The organism is Pseudoalteromonas sp. CO342X (assembly GCF_004208915.1).
Classification (GTDB): Bacteria; Pseudomonadota; Gammaproteobacteria; order Enterobacterales; family Alteromonadaceae; genus Pseudoalteromonas; species Pseudoalteromonas maricaloris.
Map to the genome: position 1 here is coordinate 167119 of NZ_SGPH01000039.1, position 13731 is coordinate 180849.

Sequence of the window (13731 nt, forward strand, 5' to 3'; positions counted from 1 at the left end):
ATATCTCCAATTTGAGAGTAGAGTTAACCCATTCGCCCATCGACGCGTTTTTGTATCAGCATGGGCGCGAAGGTAATGAAAAAAAGCATAAAACCAAAAACCCAAGCCACGGCACTTAACAGCCATGCATTGTGCGGGTTTATAAAGTGAATAAGGAATGCGCGGATAAGACCTGATACCGCGATACAGATAAACGCCAGTATAGTTGTCGTGCCTACCTGTAATAGTCGACCAGTGTGGCCCAAGGTAACGCGAGTCATCATGGCTAAGATCATTAATCCCATGCCATTAATTGCCACTAAGTGAAGATGGCTGCGCAAATGCTCTGGTGCAAAGGTGTTGTTGTATGCGCTAAGTATTAAACCCACTGCGATTGCACAGTATGAAAGATATAATGACCAAAGCAGTGGTACGTTAAATAATTTACCGTTAAACCAATAGGTTGCTCTTATCGAGTGCAGTAGCCCAAGGAGCAGGAGTGCGACACTTAAATAGTGAGTATTTGGTATCGCAAACTGCAGGATATAGGTGAAAACGCAGATGATGGCGAGGTAGAAAATCGTCCTGTCTAACCTTGGAGTATGTGGTTTTTGTGCTTGCTGCAATCCTCGGGCAATAAAAAATGGAATAACGCGGCCACCCACTACACCAATCAACAGCATGTAAGCAACTAGCGTTGCTTGGCTTATAGCGCTCAACAATAAGAAGTGCTGGTTGTGAAGTAAAATTAAAAATATGATGTTGCAGCCACACAACATACTTACAGCAAAAATAAAAACACGATTGTTTTTGGATTTTGCATCAACAATTACGCTCGTTAAGTTGATTAGAACAATGAGCCAAAAACCCAGTTGTAGTAGCAAGGTGATGATGATTGATGAAGTTGCCACAAAAAAGCTCAGCCTAGCAGCACACCAGATAATACAGAGTGACAGCAGTGCGCCACCATGTAATGTCTGTCTTTGCGTCCAATTTTTTGCCGCGGTTAGCAAAAAACCGGCGACGACAGCACCGCCAAAGCCAAATAGCATCTCGTGGGCGTGCCAATAGGTCGCTGGGTAATCATTACGCCAAACAACATTGCCATTGAGCAATAAAGCCCACACAGAAATACTCACGACAGCGAATAGGCCCGCGAGTAAAAATAGTGCTCTAAAGCCGAGCATCAACACGGGCCAAGTAGATGGTGTATACCAACACACTGCTTTTGGGCTGGGCTCTTCTAATTGGATTAAACTCATTTATTTAACCTCCAAACCTAGGTGGTATAGACAAACAAGGCGGATGACGTAGGCAAGCTTAATCAAGGCGGCCAATACGATAGTACTAATATGCGCTGCAATTTGTGAGAAAAGGCTGAAGCTTTCAACGCTAAAAAAACTCACTTGCAGTGACAGCATAAACGCTGCGAGAGATGTGAAAATGGCGATGTTGCTAAATCTTAAAAGTTGGTATGCACGGCTCATCGTTAACTCTGCGAATGTTGATATATAGACTGCACATAGCAGGTGTCACGCCAACTTTAAAATGCTATATAAATCATTGTATTAGTATTCTATTATTGATATTTGAGTCAAATTGACCTATCTTAATTAGTGTTTATTTGAATAAATTGAGTCTTTTTGACATGAATTCGTTAGCACTCTCCAAATTGCTTGAGCTTAGTATGTCGTTATCACGACTTTCGTTGGCGCGAGAGGGCCGCGAGGTTAAACAATACGCTAAGTCCTTGCTTTCAGCATTGAGTCAATCTGTTACCGCTGATGCCATCGCCATTCTTTATGGCGATCAGCATGCATTAACTATCCTAGCTTGCAATGGGTTGAGTGCGGACGCTGTTGGGCGGCAATTTTTGCTTACAGAGCAACCTAGATTGAAGTCCATTTTCGAGTCTGACGAACTAGTTAGTTTTCCTGCCAATAGCGACTTACCCGACCCTTACGATGGTCTATTGCTCGCCGAAGAAAGTCGCTTACCAGTGCATGCCTGCATGGGATTTAAGGTCGCGCTACAAAGTAGCACCTTATTGATGACGTTTGATTGTCTTAAACCGGATAGCTTTGAGCACTTGTCTGAGGTTTATATGAAAACCCTACAAGCAATTGTCTCAAGTAGTGCATTACGTATGTTTGAGGCTGAGCGCCTCTATGAGCAAGCACGTGCATCTACACTTACCCAATCTCAAAAGTCCGTTAAAAAGCAAATTTTAGTTGGAGAGAGTGCGGTGATGCACTCGCTTAAATCAGAAATTGAACTGGTTGCTGGCTCTGAGTTTAATGTGCTTATTCAAGGTGATACGGGAACGGGTAAAGAGTTGGTAGCGAAACACGTACACTTTAATTCCCAACGAAATGACAAACCGTTCGTACAAATTAACTGTGCGGCGCTTCCTGACTCGATAGCAGAAAGTGAACTTTTTGGTCACAAAAAAGGGGCGTTTACTGGGGCCGATAAAGACCGGTTAGGCAAATTTGCAGCCGCGGACGGCGGCACGCTGTTTTTAGATGAAGTTGGTGAGCTGAGTTTGACTTTACAGAGCAAACTATTACGTGTGCTGCAAAGCGGTGAGGTGCAAGCGGTAGGTGCTGACCACATTCATATTGTCGATGTTAGAGTGGTTGCTGCGACTAATCGCGATTTAAAAGAAGAGGTGAGGCGCGGAAAATTTAGGGCTGATCTTTATCATCGCTTGAGTGTGTATCCTTTATTTGTCCCTCCACTGATCGAAAGGCTAGATGACATCCCGCTGCTGGTTGGGTTCTTTTTAGAGCAGCTAAGAGGTACGCTTAACGCAAAACAAGTGGTGATGGATAGGCAAGCACTCAGTCGGTTAATGCATTACGATTGGCCGGGTAATGTCAGAGAGCTTGAACATTGTGTCAGTCGTGCAGCGTTAAAAGCTAAGCATCAACAGTGGCAGGCTAATATCATTGAGATCCATGACATAGACATCGCGCCAAAACACCACCAACAAACTCAGCAGATTGAACGCCTTACCACGCAAGAGAAAACACCTCCTGTCGCCATGAAATTTGCCGTTGAGCTACTACAAAAAGACTTGATCGTTAACGCGATGGAACGTCATGGGTTTAATTGGTCGGCAGCTGCGAGAGAGCTGGAAATGGATAGAGCAAATTTAGTTCGACTAGCAAAGCGTTTAGGGTTAGATGTTAAAAAGCAGATGAGTTGAGTAACCGGAGCTGCTTTTATGAGTTTCAATAACTTAGCAAGTTTTTTATTCTGAGTTTTGATTGAATACAAGCGGTTCAAAAAATGAAACCCTAAATGTAATGAAAATTGTTATTAATACTCTTATAAGTTGTTTATTTTAAAAGGGTATATTAAGAAAACTGTTATTTTTATTTAATCTTGCGAAGAATAAATATTGAACTAGGGTTATAGGGCGTCACTCGACATTATTAGGGGGCCCTATGCAGGGTAATAAGCAAGTCATAACAGCGCTAAATCAAGTGCTTACGCTAGAGTTAACATCAATAAACCAGTTTTTTCTACACGCAAGAATGTACAAAAATTGGGGGCTGGAAGAGCTAAACGAGAAAGCGTATAAAAAATCTATCAAGGACATGAAGCAAGCAGATGATCTTATCGAGCGCATATTATTCCTTGAAGGGTTACCAAACCTCCAGCATTTAGAAAAGCTACGAATAGGTGAGCACACCGAAGAAATGATGGCGTGCGACTTAGCGTTTCAACTCGATCAGCTTCCGACACTGCGCGATGCAATTGCGCTGTGTGAACATGAACAGGATTATGTTAGTCGAGAGCTACTTGAAGACATTCTTGAATATGAAGAGGACTATGTGGATTGGCTCGAAACGCAGCACTTCTTAATCAAAAATACCGGCATTGAAAACTATCTGCAATCGCAGATTGAGGGGTAAGTTATGCAAGGCAATTCTACCGTTATCGACTTACTCAACAAACAACTTACGCTTGAGCTTTCTTCTATGGATCAATATTTGGCTCATGCCAAAATGTATGAAGATTGGGGACTGGAGAAGCTACACCATAAGTTATCTCACGAATATGAAGAAGAGCTTGATCACGCTAAGCGGATCACGGAGCGCATTTTGTTTTTGGAAGGCACGCCAGATACCGCTTCTCGTGCGCCGATCCACGTCGGTACTGACGTGAAAGAAATGCTAGAAAATGATTTGGCTGCGGAAATTCTGGTAAAAGATCACTTGAAAAAGGTGATAGCAGTGTGTGAGCAAGCGCAAGATTATGTTACCCGTGAAATGCTCGAAACCCTGTTAGATGACACCGAAATGGATCACATTTATTGGCTTGAACAGCATATCAATTTAATCAAACTAATTGGTTTACCAAACTACATTCAGAGCCAACTTGCTAATAGCCCTGAATGATGCCAACCACCGCGCCTACCTTTGGGTGCGGTTTCTTTGTGCGCCATGCATTGTCTTGCTGATTTATAACGAGCAAGGTATTCGCTATAAAATTAAGCAATCACAATGATTTGAACTAAAGTTTAGTTATGTGTTGAGTGATTAGTAATACGATGAAAATATTATTACTGTTTTTCTGCTTCCTGAGCTCAGTTTGTCTCGCAGCAAACTCCAAGCAAGTGTTTCGTATTTATCATGACGCTGACTATTCTAATTTAAATGAGTCAGCTGAAGCGATAAAAATGGGATTTTTAACCGCATTAGATGAAGTAGATAATCAAATCCAAGGTTATAAGATTGAATTGGTGGCCAAAGACCATCGTGGTAATAGTAATCGTAGCTTGCTTCACTTTAAGCAATTTTTAAAAGACCCGAATGCCTTACTCGTGCTTGGTGGTGTTCATTCTCCTCCTTATATTAAATTTCGTAAATTTATCAATGAGAGTGAAGCGCTGCTGTTGGTTCCTTGGGCCGCTGGTGGGCCAATTACAAGATACCCGAGTAAGGATAATTGGGTTTTTAGGCTTTCTGTGGACGACACCAAAGCGGGTAAAGTACTCATCAATTATGCAAAGCAACAAGGTTGTGTTGCACCTCATTTACTCCTTGAGGATACCGCATGGGGGCGCTCTAATTACGACACATTACTAGAGGAGTATAAAACGGCCAAGCCTAACAGCGCGCTGCCCGTATCTTGGTTTAACTGGGCAACACAAGAGAATGAAGCACGGATCATGGTCCATAATATTATTGAAAGTGAGCCGCAATGTATCATTTTTGTTGGTAATGCGATTGAGGGCGCAGAGTTTGTAAAAGCCATGGCAAGTATTGACGAGGCGCAGCGCCTGCCCATTGTTAGTCATTGGGGGATAACTGCGGGTAACTTTTTTAAAGTGGTTGGGGGTAAGCTATCTGCAGATGTCTCATTGGCGGTCCTACAAAGCTGTTTTTCTTTTGAGAATAAACCATTAAGTGCGTTTTCGGCACGGGTATTTAATCGTGCAAAACAGCTTTTCCCGACCGAGTTTGCCAAGCATGGATTTGTTCAAGCAGCTCCCGGATTTATCCATGGCTATGACATTGCTAAGCTTCTTATTGCGGCAGCGGAGCAGATAAAACTGACAGATTCAGTCGCGACCAACAGAGCCTTATTAAAAAGCGCATTTGAGGATTTGCAATCGCCGGTCAGCGGCCTAGTAAAAACGTATCAACGGCCTTTTAGTGTCTGGAGTGATAAAAATGATTCAGCCCATGAAGCGCTAACCGTGCAAGACTTGTGTATGGGGCAATACCAGTCTAATGGCAGTATTAAACTAGTTTATAGTTACCCGGGGTCGCATTGAAAACTAAATTCACCTTTACGAGTAATCGCGCTTTTTACACCTTTTTAGGGCTAACGGCTATCGTTTCGCTTTTGCTCAGTGCACTTTTTGTTGGGCTGAGAGCAAACGTCATTGTCGAAGACTTAGTGAGAGAAACGAATGAAACCCAAGCTCAACTCGCAGTTAACAATTTAACTCAGTATCTTGAGAGCCGTAAACAAATACTATTCGATCTGTCTACACACCCTATTATTGTGAATGGTGCGATGGGTACGGGACTCTCCGCAGCGAAGTTACGAGATTTTTTGCGCAGCTTTCAAATTATAGGCAAAGAAGAAAAGCTGATGGTAATCAATATTCTCGGAGATGTGGTGTATGCAAACTTTGACTCCCATGAAGTGTTAGATCAAGAACCAAAATGGCTAGAGAAAGTGATTAACGCTGAAGTGGGTAATGTGATCGATTTAACCACATTCACCAATGAGCACTTTTTTACTGTCGCGGTACCTATTTATTACAATGGTTTTGCTGAGGGGGCATTGATTGGTGAGTTTTCGACCAGTCTTGAAACGTTATTGGCAACCTCTTTAGAACACCAACTTCATAGTATCTCGTTAAAAGGCCAGTGGCTTGAGTTCTCTGATGTTGAACGCGTAGAAGATTACTTTAGTATTAAGTCATTAGCTATCGGGACTACCGGACTCCAGTTAGACTATCGCTTGCGAAAAAGCTTGGTCACTGACGAAGTGAAAAGATTTGTGTGGGACCTTATTGGTGCTATTGCTTTTGGGCTATTCCTATCATTTGGCTTGCTCTATTTGTTTGGTAAGCAACTTCTGTTAAACCCATTCAAAAAACTAGAAGAATCAAGGACAACACTCAAGCGCAGTGAAGAGCGATTTAAACTCGCAATATTTGGTAGCGATGATGGTCTTTGGGACTGGGATCTTGAACGGAATGCAGTGTTTTATTCAGACAGATTCAAATCTTTACTAGGCTTTTCGCAAGAGACACAAGCCTTATTTTCTGCGCATATTTCTAGTTTACTTGACCGAGTCCACCCAGAAGATCTCCCCAATTTAGAAAACTCAATTAAGTTTCATATGACAGAAGAAGAGCCTTTTGGTGTTGAGTGCCGAATAAAAACGAGGCAAAACAGCTATCGCTATTTTTGGCTAAAAGGCGCGGCGGCACTTAAAAATGGACAAGCGAAGCGGATAGTTGGCTCACTGTCGGATATTACCGATCAAAAGCTTCATCAAGAAGCACTGAAAAAGGCAAAGGAACAAAATGATTTACTCGCTCAAGCAATAGAGTGCGCAAATGTCGGCATAACGATTGTTGACGCGACTAAGCCTGAATTACCAATCGTATTTGCGAATAAAACATTTCAACAAATCACCGAATATGGTGATGAAGTACTGGGTAAAAACTGTCGCTTTTTGCAAGGTGAACATACCCAACAGCAAGCGTTAGACGAAATCAGGGAAGCAATAATAGCTCACGAATTCGTCAAAGTTGAATTGATCAATTACACCAAGTCTGGAAAGGCATTTTGGAATAGTTTGCAGATCTCTCCGGTGTTCAACGAACAAAATCAATTAACGGCATTCGTCGGTATCCAGCAAGATATTACCGCTGCAGTTGAGGCGAAAAAAGAGCTAGAACAAGCGAAGCAAGCGGCGGAGCAGGGCGCGCAAGCTAAAAGCGAGTTTTTAGCGTCAATGAGCCATGAGATCCGCACGCCAATGAATGGTGTAATAGGCATGTTAAGTCTGCTAGAAGATGAGCACCTTACTCAAACTCAATTACATAAAGTGAGTCTAGCAATGGGCAGCGCCAAGTCGTTATTAAATCTTATCAACGATATTTTAGACTTTTCTAAAATTGAAGCGGGTAAGCTTGAGCTTGAGTCACTAGATTTCGATGTTAGGGCATTGCTTGGCGAATTGATTGAATCCGTTGCGTTGCAAGCGCAGAAAAAGGGACTTGAACTTATTCTAGATGTTACCCAACTTGAAAAGCCATTGGTGCAGGGGGACCCGAGCCGTATTCGACAAATAATCACCAACTTAATTAGTAACGCAATCAAGTTTACCGAGCAAGGCGAGATCATCATCCGAGCTTGGTTTAGTGAAGTGGATAATAAACTGAGATTTCATTGCTCAGTTGAAGATACCGGCATAGGGATACCAGAGGACAAAGCAGATAGGCTTTTTGCTAAATTCTCTCAAGTTGATGCCTCTACTACTAGAAAGTATGGAGGGACTGGACTGGGGCTTGCCATTGTCAGGCAACTCTGTGAATTAATGGATGGCGATATCGCCGTTAGTAGTCGGTTTGGACATGGTAGCCAATTTGAATTTTTCGTAACTTTGATCCATGGCGATAATACTCAATTCGAAGCTGCAAAAATTGATTTACAAGGGAGCAAAATACTCCTAGTTGACGATAATCTCTCTGCCTTGACGAGTTTGGAATCTCAATTGCGGCACTGGGGGGCAGATGTGTATAAAGCCAGCTCTGGAATACAAGCACTATCTCTATGTGAAGCTGAATACCAACGTGATAAAAATGTGTTTGATATCGCCTTATTGGATATGACGCTTAGAGGTATGTCGGGTGAGCAGCTCGGTGCTGCACTAAAAAATGATAAGCGATTCAAAGCAATAAAGCTTATCATGATGACGCAAATGGGTACTAAGGGGGATGGCCAGTTTTACGCGGAACGTGGCTATTCAGGCTATTTTCCAAAGCCCGTGACAACCAAAGACCTTTTTGATGCGTTAACCATTTTAGCTGAAGATGGCAAAGCGCTGGCGAATGCGAAACCACTAGTTACGAGTCACTATCTGAAGCTAGTAAGAAAGGCGAACGAAGCCGAATTTACGTGGCCAAAACCTTGTCGTATTCTACTGGTTGAGGATAACAAGGTGAACCAAGTTGTCGCATTAAGTATGCTCAAAAAATTGGGGATAACCCATATTGAAGTTGCTGAAAACGGACTGCTTGCTATTGAGCTGCTCAAGTCACATCAAGATGAATGTCAATTTGAGCTAATTTTAATGGATTGTCAGATGCCAGAAATGGATGGCTATCGGACTACCGAGTTAATCCGAGACGGAGCCGCAGGTGAAAGTTATCAGGGCGTGAAAGTGTTAGCCATGACAGCCAATGCAATGTCCGGTGATAGGGAAAAGTGTTTAAATGCAGGCATGAACGATTACCTCACAAAACCCATTTCGGAAGAGCCACTGAGCGAGAAACTACAATATTGGCTATACAAAAGCGAATACGCTTCCACAGACGATACAGAAGAAACGACTTAAGGGGGTAACTGAAGCAAATTGGCAATATTTTCTATCTATGATAGTCTTTACTGTATATAAAAACAGTTATCTGAATTTGTGTTGAGAAAAGAGTTACCCGCCAAATATTATTTAAGCCACTTTAGTGAGCTTAGCGATTATTTACTTAAAGTATGTCAACCGCTATTAAGTAGTGCTCAGCGTGAGCTGCTGGCTGAGCTACAGCGCTTGCCTGAAGATGAATTGTGTTTGTTAGTGCGGTTTATTTCCCGCAAAACTCCTTTTCTGGATATCAATTCACTGCGCTACGAAGAGATCAATAATATTTGTGAAGTCGCGTTTTCATTAAAAGCAAAGGGATTACTTCGTCAGGTACAACAAGACGACTTTCAAGCACTATTACATTGCTTAACTAAACCATGTTTAATTAAACTTGCCGAGCGAGAGAATTTAACTACACTGCCAAATAAATCGGCAAAAAAATTGCTCTGGGTAGCGCATATCAATCAATCTGTCTGCGTTGAACATCTAAATGCACAAGAATATCTATCCCAGTATCTCACGCTCTCATTTCAAGCCGATATTGACTACTTTCTATTTTTGTACTTTGGCAAGGTAGGCTTTAGCTTAGCGCAATTTTCGATGCGAGATCTTGGTGTAATGAATACCAGGAGCGCTGACGCCGCTTACCATGCACATTTTGAACAAAAAGCAGAAGCCGTGAGCGCGTTTTATTATGCAAATGCACTCAGTGAGCTCAAAAATGCCCCTGAAGATGAATTAGTACAGCGTGCTAGACAGGCCGCAGCGCAACAATTGCCTAAGGTCGATGGGCAATATGCAGTGATTGCACATGCAAAGTACCTGTTAACGCTTGCCAGAAAGTTAGGTCCTGAATTTTCCCATTTTAAAACCTTACTGGGTATGAGTGATCACCCTCAAGCTTGTGAGATGTTGATACGACATAATTATAAACAAGGTGAAGTTGAGCTGGTGCGAGAGCAACTAGAGCGCATATTACAGGGGGAAAGTGATGAAACATTGATGATCTTCGCGGAAGACTTTTATCAGCGTAAATTTAACCAAAAACGCACTTCTGTACTTACGGATATGCTAAGAAAAAGTCAACCTGCGATCCAAATTGATGAGGCTTTTAAGGGACAAACAGAGGCTGGCGTTATTGCTTATTATAAACGTCATGACATTGAGGCCTATCATGTTGAAAATGAAATTTGGCTGGCCTTATTTGGATTGACCTTTTGGCAAGAACTGTTTTATCACCCAAAAAGTATCGTTGCTAATGAGTTTTCTAGAACTCCGCTGGCGTTAAAAGAAAATCGCTTTTACAGCGAATTTGAGGAAGAGATTGAATGTCGCTTAGCGAGTTTTACAGATACTTCTGCTTGGATGAACTGGCTTCTACGCCAGATGAGCGAACATTACGGAGAGCCCAATCGGTTGTTTATTTGGCACGATAAGATGCTCGACTCAATAAAAATATTATTGTCTTACTTGGCAATTGAGGATGTCAAATCTGTTTTAAGGCTAATGTGTAGTGATTTTCATCTGATGAAATCTGGTTTTCCCGATCTGATGATAGTCGACGAAAAAGCGGGCTTAAGGTTTGAAGAAATCAAGGCTCCAGGTGATAGTCTTAGCCGAAGTCAGCTAGTTAACATTTCTAAACTCTTGCAATGTAATATTCCCACGCGACTGCAAACCGTTGAATGGCATATTTGCAAAGAGCAACCTTATGTCGTTGTCGATATTGAAACCACCGGTGGCAACAAAGAGTTTGATCGCATTACCGAGGTAGCCATGGTAAAAGTCGTTAACGGCGAGGTCGTTGCTAAATGGCAATCACTTGTTAATCCGATGCGTCGTATCCCACAAAAAATCACTGAACTGACGGGGATCACTCAGGCAATGGTGAGTGATGCTCCAAGTTTTTTTGAAATTTTGGAGCAAGTTGAGCTGTTTAGCCAAGGTGCTATTTTTGTCGCGCACAATGTGAACTTTGATTATGGCTTTATTCGGCAGGAGTTTGCTCGAGTCGGCCGAGAGTTTACTCGTGCGAAGTTATGTACGGTGCAGTTAGGCCGAAAGTTTGTACCAGGCTTGCGCTCATATGCGCTAGGGGCATTTTGCCAAGCGATGAATGTACCTTTGGTTAATCATCACCGGGCGATGGATGATGCTTATGCTACCGCTGAAATTTTTATTCAAATCAACACAATAAGACAGGAAAAGTAGCATGTCAGCGGTTCGTTTAATGCATCAGCAGATGGGCCTATTTTGGGGGGCTGGCGTGTGGTTAGGGGCGCTTTGCGTATCTAAACTACCTTGGCAAGCGATTATTTCTGCAGTGGTGTTGTTGGTTATCAATGTATTTATATTTGCACTTTTTTGGTGGGATAAGCGCGCTTCAACGCTTGCTCAATCACGCATTCCTGAGCGTAATTTACTACTGTGTGGGTTACTTGGGCTCAATATTATCACACCAGTGGCAATGTATATGCTCAGGCATAAAACCATCAAACCTAGCTTTAATTTTAAGCTGTTGATGGTGTTCATAATGCAGACTATTGTATTCGGTATGCTGTTTATTTGGTTATTTATATAGGCCCTAATACGCTAATAGAATTTTTTATTGATAAATTTTCTTTGTTGACTAATTATCAGTAGGATAATTGGTATCAATGAGAGAACAATAATGAACAAACTAGAGACGTTATTAAGTCAGTATGCCATGTATCATCGCAGCAAAAGAAACATTCTGACTCACTTTTTTGGGATCCCGTTAATTGTGATTGCTGTTGTGGGTATGACTTTTATCCCGCTATTCAGTGTATCAGGAGTGACCATCACCTTTGCCGCGCTGATAGGGGTAGTTTTATGTGGCTATTACCTGATGTTATCCCCCATTTTTGGGCTCATGATGAGCGCCATCATACTGGCTTTTTATTTCCTTGTTCAAACGTTGAATCCGCTCATCGTTAATGCAGGGATAATGACCGTATTGTTTTGGGCTGGTGTTTTCTTTGTAGGTTGGGTGTTACAGTTTATAGGGCATTATTTCGAGGGAAAAAAGCCTGCGTTTGTCGATGATTTGATTGGTTTAGCAATTGGACCACTGTTTGTACTTGTGGAGCTTTTATTCGTATTGGGGCTATGTAAAGAGCTCGAAAACAAAATAGTGAATAATGCTGGAGAGTATAAAGCGTAGGTAAATAGCTGGGCCGAAATGCTATTTCTGCCCAGCTAACAATACCGCTTAAGTTGTCATGCGAGTTTCTAATTTAGAGCCTTTTATTATCGTGATATCTTGGCAATTCAATCTTACTCGACCACATCGAGTTTCTAATAAAAAGGTTGCTTCTGGGTAATCTTCGCCACCGGAATCGACAAATTGCTTGCGTGCGCGGTGAACCATAATGTTCATGTGGTTTGTTTGTACGCCGAGTGCTTTTGCTAAGTCATCGCGGTAAACCCAACCTTGAACATCCGATTCAAGGCCTGCATCTTTATCTTGGATCCGAGTTCTGGCAAGCAGCAACAGTAAGTAGTGATGACTTCTGACGCCTAAATCTAGGTGTTTATCATCAACACTTAGTGTTAGTTGAGTATCTTCCTCGTCTTGACTTACATTGAACTCTAGTGCCATTGGCTTGGCAGCTTTTTGGCATTCAAGGTGTTTAGTTACCGCGATTGTCGTGGCAGAAAAAAACATCCATTGGTCGTTCATCAGCGATACAATACTGCCATCTATTAAGGCTTGTCGATCTGAAGTATTGAGATCTTCTAAAAACCAATAGTTGAGCAATTTATCATAGTAAATGATGTGTTTAGGGTCATCTTCACTAGGAAGTAGAAGTTGATTCGTTACTTCTACTACTTTTTGGTTGTTTGACTGGGAAACTAAATATTGACACTCGGTTTGCAAGTTCGCCGCCACAAACGAGTTTTGACCAGGTGCTGCAAAATCAATCTTATCATTTTCGAATAGCTGATACGGCAGGTTCTTGTCGAGCTTTTTATCGTTTATCCAGATGCCGTTTGTACTCACATCTCTAATAAACCATTTGTTTTCATTGAGTTCGATAATGGCGTGATGTCGCGACACTCCCGGCTTGTCTATCAAGGTATCTACACTATATTTATAGCGGCCTACCGTATGATAGCTTTTAAGATAGACTCGTTCGAGTTTCTGTTCGTCGATTAAATAAGCCATAGTTAGTTCCGTATAACTTTGATGAAAATTACATGCTTATACAAAATAGATATCACAATTCAGCAAGGCGTAAATTTCATCTATATCAATGTATAAGTGCCGTGAAGCATACAATTTTATTTCCTTCTACTCAATGATAAAGACCCACGAGGTGGGTCTCGTTGAGGGAAGAATTCACCAGTACTTACGTACCGGCTTGGTCTAATTTGGAATTACAGTTTTTCTAGTTTGACGCGGAATTCCAATGCCTAAACCAATTGTTTGATATTAGGGTGATAAATCCTAGCAAACATCTTCAGTCTAATTCGTTTACTTAAATTTAGCTATTACACGGCATTACACTGAGATTACAGGAGTTTTAGACTTCATTGACTTGAATATATGCACTGTATAAACCATATTTTAATTAGAGAGGTGTGAGATTCGCTCTCATGTGCTCGAAC

General features: G+C 41.8%; 10 protein-coding genes. 8 read left to right on the forward strand and 2 right to left on the reverse strand.

What is annotated here, in order from left to right; all coding sequences use genetic code 11:
• Positions 1 to 23: 23 nt before the first annotated feature.
• Positions 24 to 1241: an NnrS family protein gene (locus EXT47_RS18825; protein WP_039491621.1), complete on the reverse strand. Its 1218-nt coding sequence runs from the start codon at positions 1239 to 1241 to the stop codon at positions 24 to 26.
• Between the two features lie 386 nt (positions 1242 to 1627).
• On the opposite strand from EXT47_RS18825, the gene norR reads away from it, so the two are divergent.
• From norR to EXT47_RS18870, 8 genes are all read left to right on the forward strand, one after another.
• On the forward strand, positions 1628 to 3190 hold the full coding sequence (gene norR, locus EXT47_RS18835; RefSeq protein ID WP_039491617.1) for a nitric oxide reductase transcriptional regulator NorR: 1563 nt from the start codon (positions 1628 to 1630) through the stop codon (positions 3188 to 3190).
• 241 nt (positions 3191 to 3431) lie between these two features.
• Entirely contained in the window at positions 3432 to 3902 is a 471-nt protein-coding gene (bfr, locus tag EXT47_RS18840; RefSeq protein ID WP_039491614.1) for a bacterioferritin, read from the forward strand.
• Positions 3903 to 3905: 3 nt separating this feature from the next.
• Positions 3906 to 4388: a bacterioferritin gene (bfr, locus tag EXT47_RS18845; protein ID WP_039491612.1), complete on the forward strand. Its 483-nt coding sequence runs from the start codon at positions 3906 to 3908 to the stop codon at positions 4386 to 4388.
• Between the two features lie 152 nt (positions 4389 to 4540).
• Positions 4541 to 5770: an ABC transporter substrate-binding protein gene (locus EXT47_RS18850; protein WP_039491610.1), complete on the forward strand. Its 1230-nt coding sequence runs from the start codon at positions 4541 to 4543 to the stop codon at positions 5768 to 5770.
• Positions 5767 to 9078, forward strand: a complete 3312-nt coding sequence (locus tag EXT47_RS18855; protein ID WP_130127306.1) for a response regulator — start codon at positions 5767 to 5769, stop codon at positions 9076 to 9078. The genes EXT47_RS18850 and EXT47_RS18855 overlap by 4 nt, the downstream gene beginning before the upstream one ends.
• A gap of 78 nt (positions 9079 to 9156) precedes the next feature.
• Positions 9157 to 11310: an exonuclease domain-containing protein gene (locus EXT47_RS18860; protein WP_130127307.1), complete on the forward strand. Its 2154-nt coding sequence runs from the start codon at positions 9157 to 9159 to the stop codon at positions 11308 to 11310.
• Position 11311: 1 nt separating this feature from the next.
• Positions 11312 to 11680 carry a DUF1294 domain-containing protein gene (locus tag EXT47_RS18865; RefSeq protein WP_039491603.1) on the forward strand — a complete coding sequence of 123 codons (369 nt, stop codon included), beginning with the start codon at positions 11312 to 11314 and terminating at the stop codon, positions 11678 to 11680.
• Between the two features lie 90 nt (positions 11681 to 11770).
• Complete coding sequence (locus EXT47_RS18870; RefSeq protein ID WP_039491601.1) at positions 11771 to 12283, forward strand: DUF962 domain-containing protein; 513 nt, start codon at positions 11771 to 11773, stop codon at positions 12281 to 12283.
• 48 nt (positions 12284 to 12331) lie between these two features.
• Here the strand turns inward: EXT47_RS18870 and EXT47_RS18875 are convergent, their stop codons facing one another.
• Positions 12332 to 13288 carry an FHA domain-containing protein gene (locus EXT47_RS18875; protein WP_010374789.1) on the reverse strand — a complete coding sequence of 319 codons (957 nt, stop codon included), beginning with the start codon at positions 13286 to 13288 and terminating at the stop codon, positions 12332 to 12334.
• Positions 13289 to 13731: the final 443 nt, after the last annotated feature.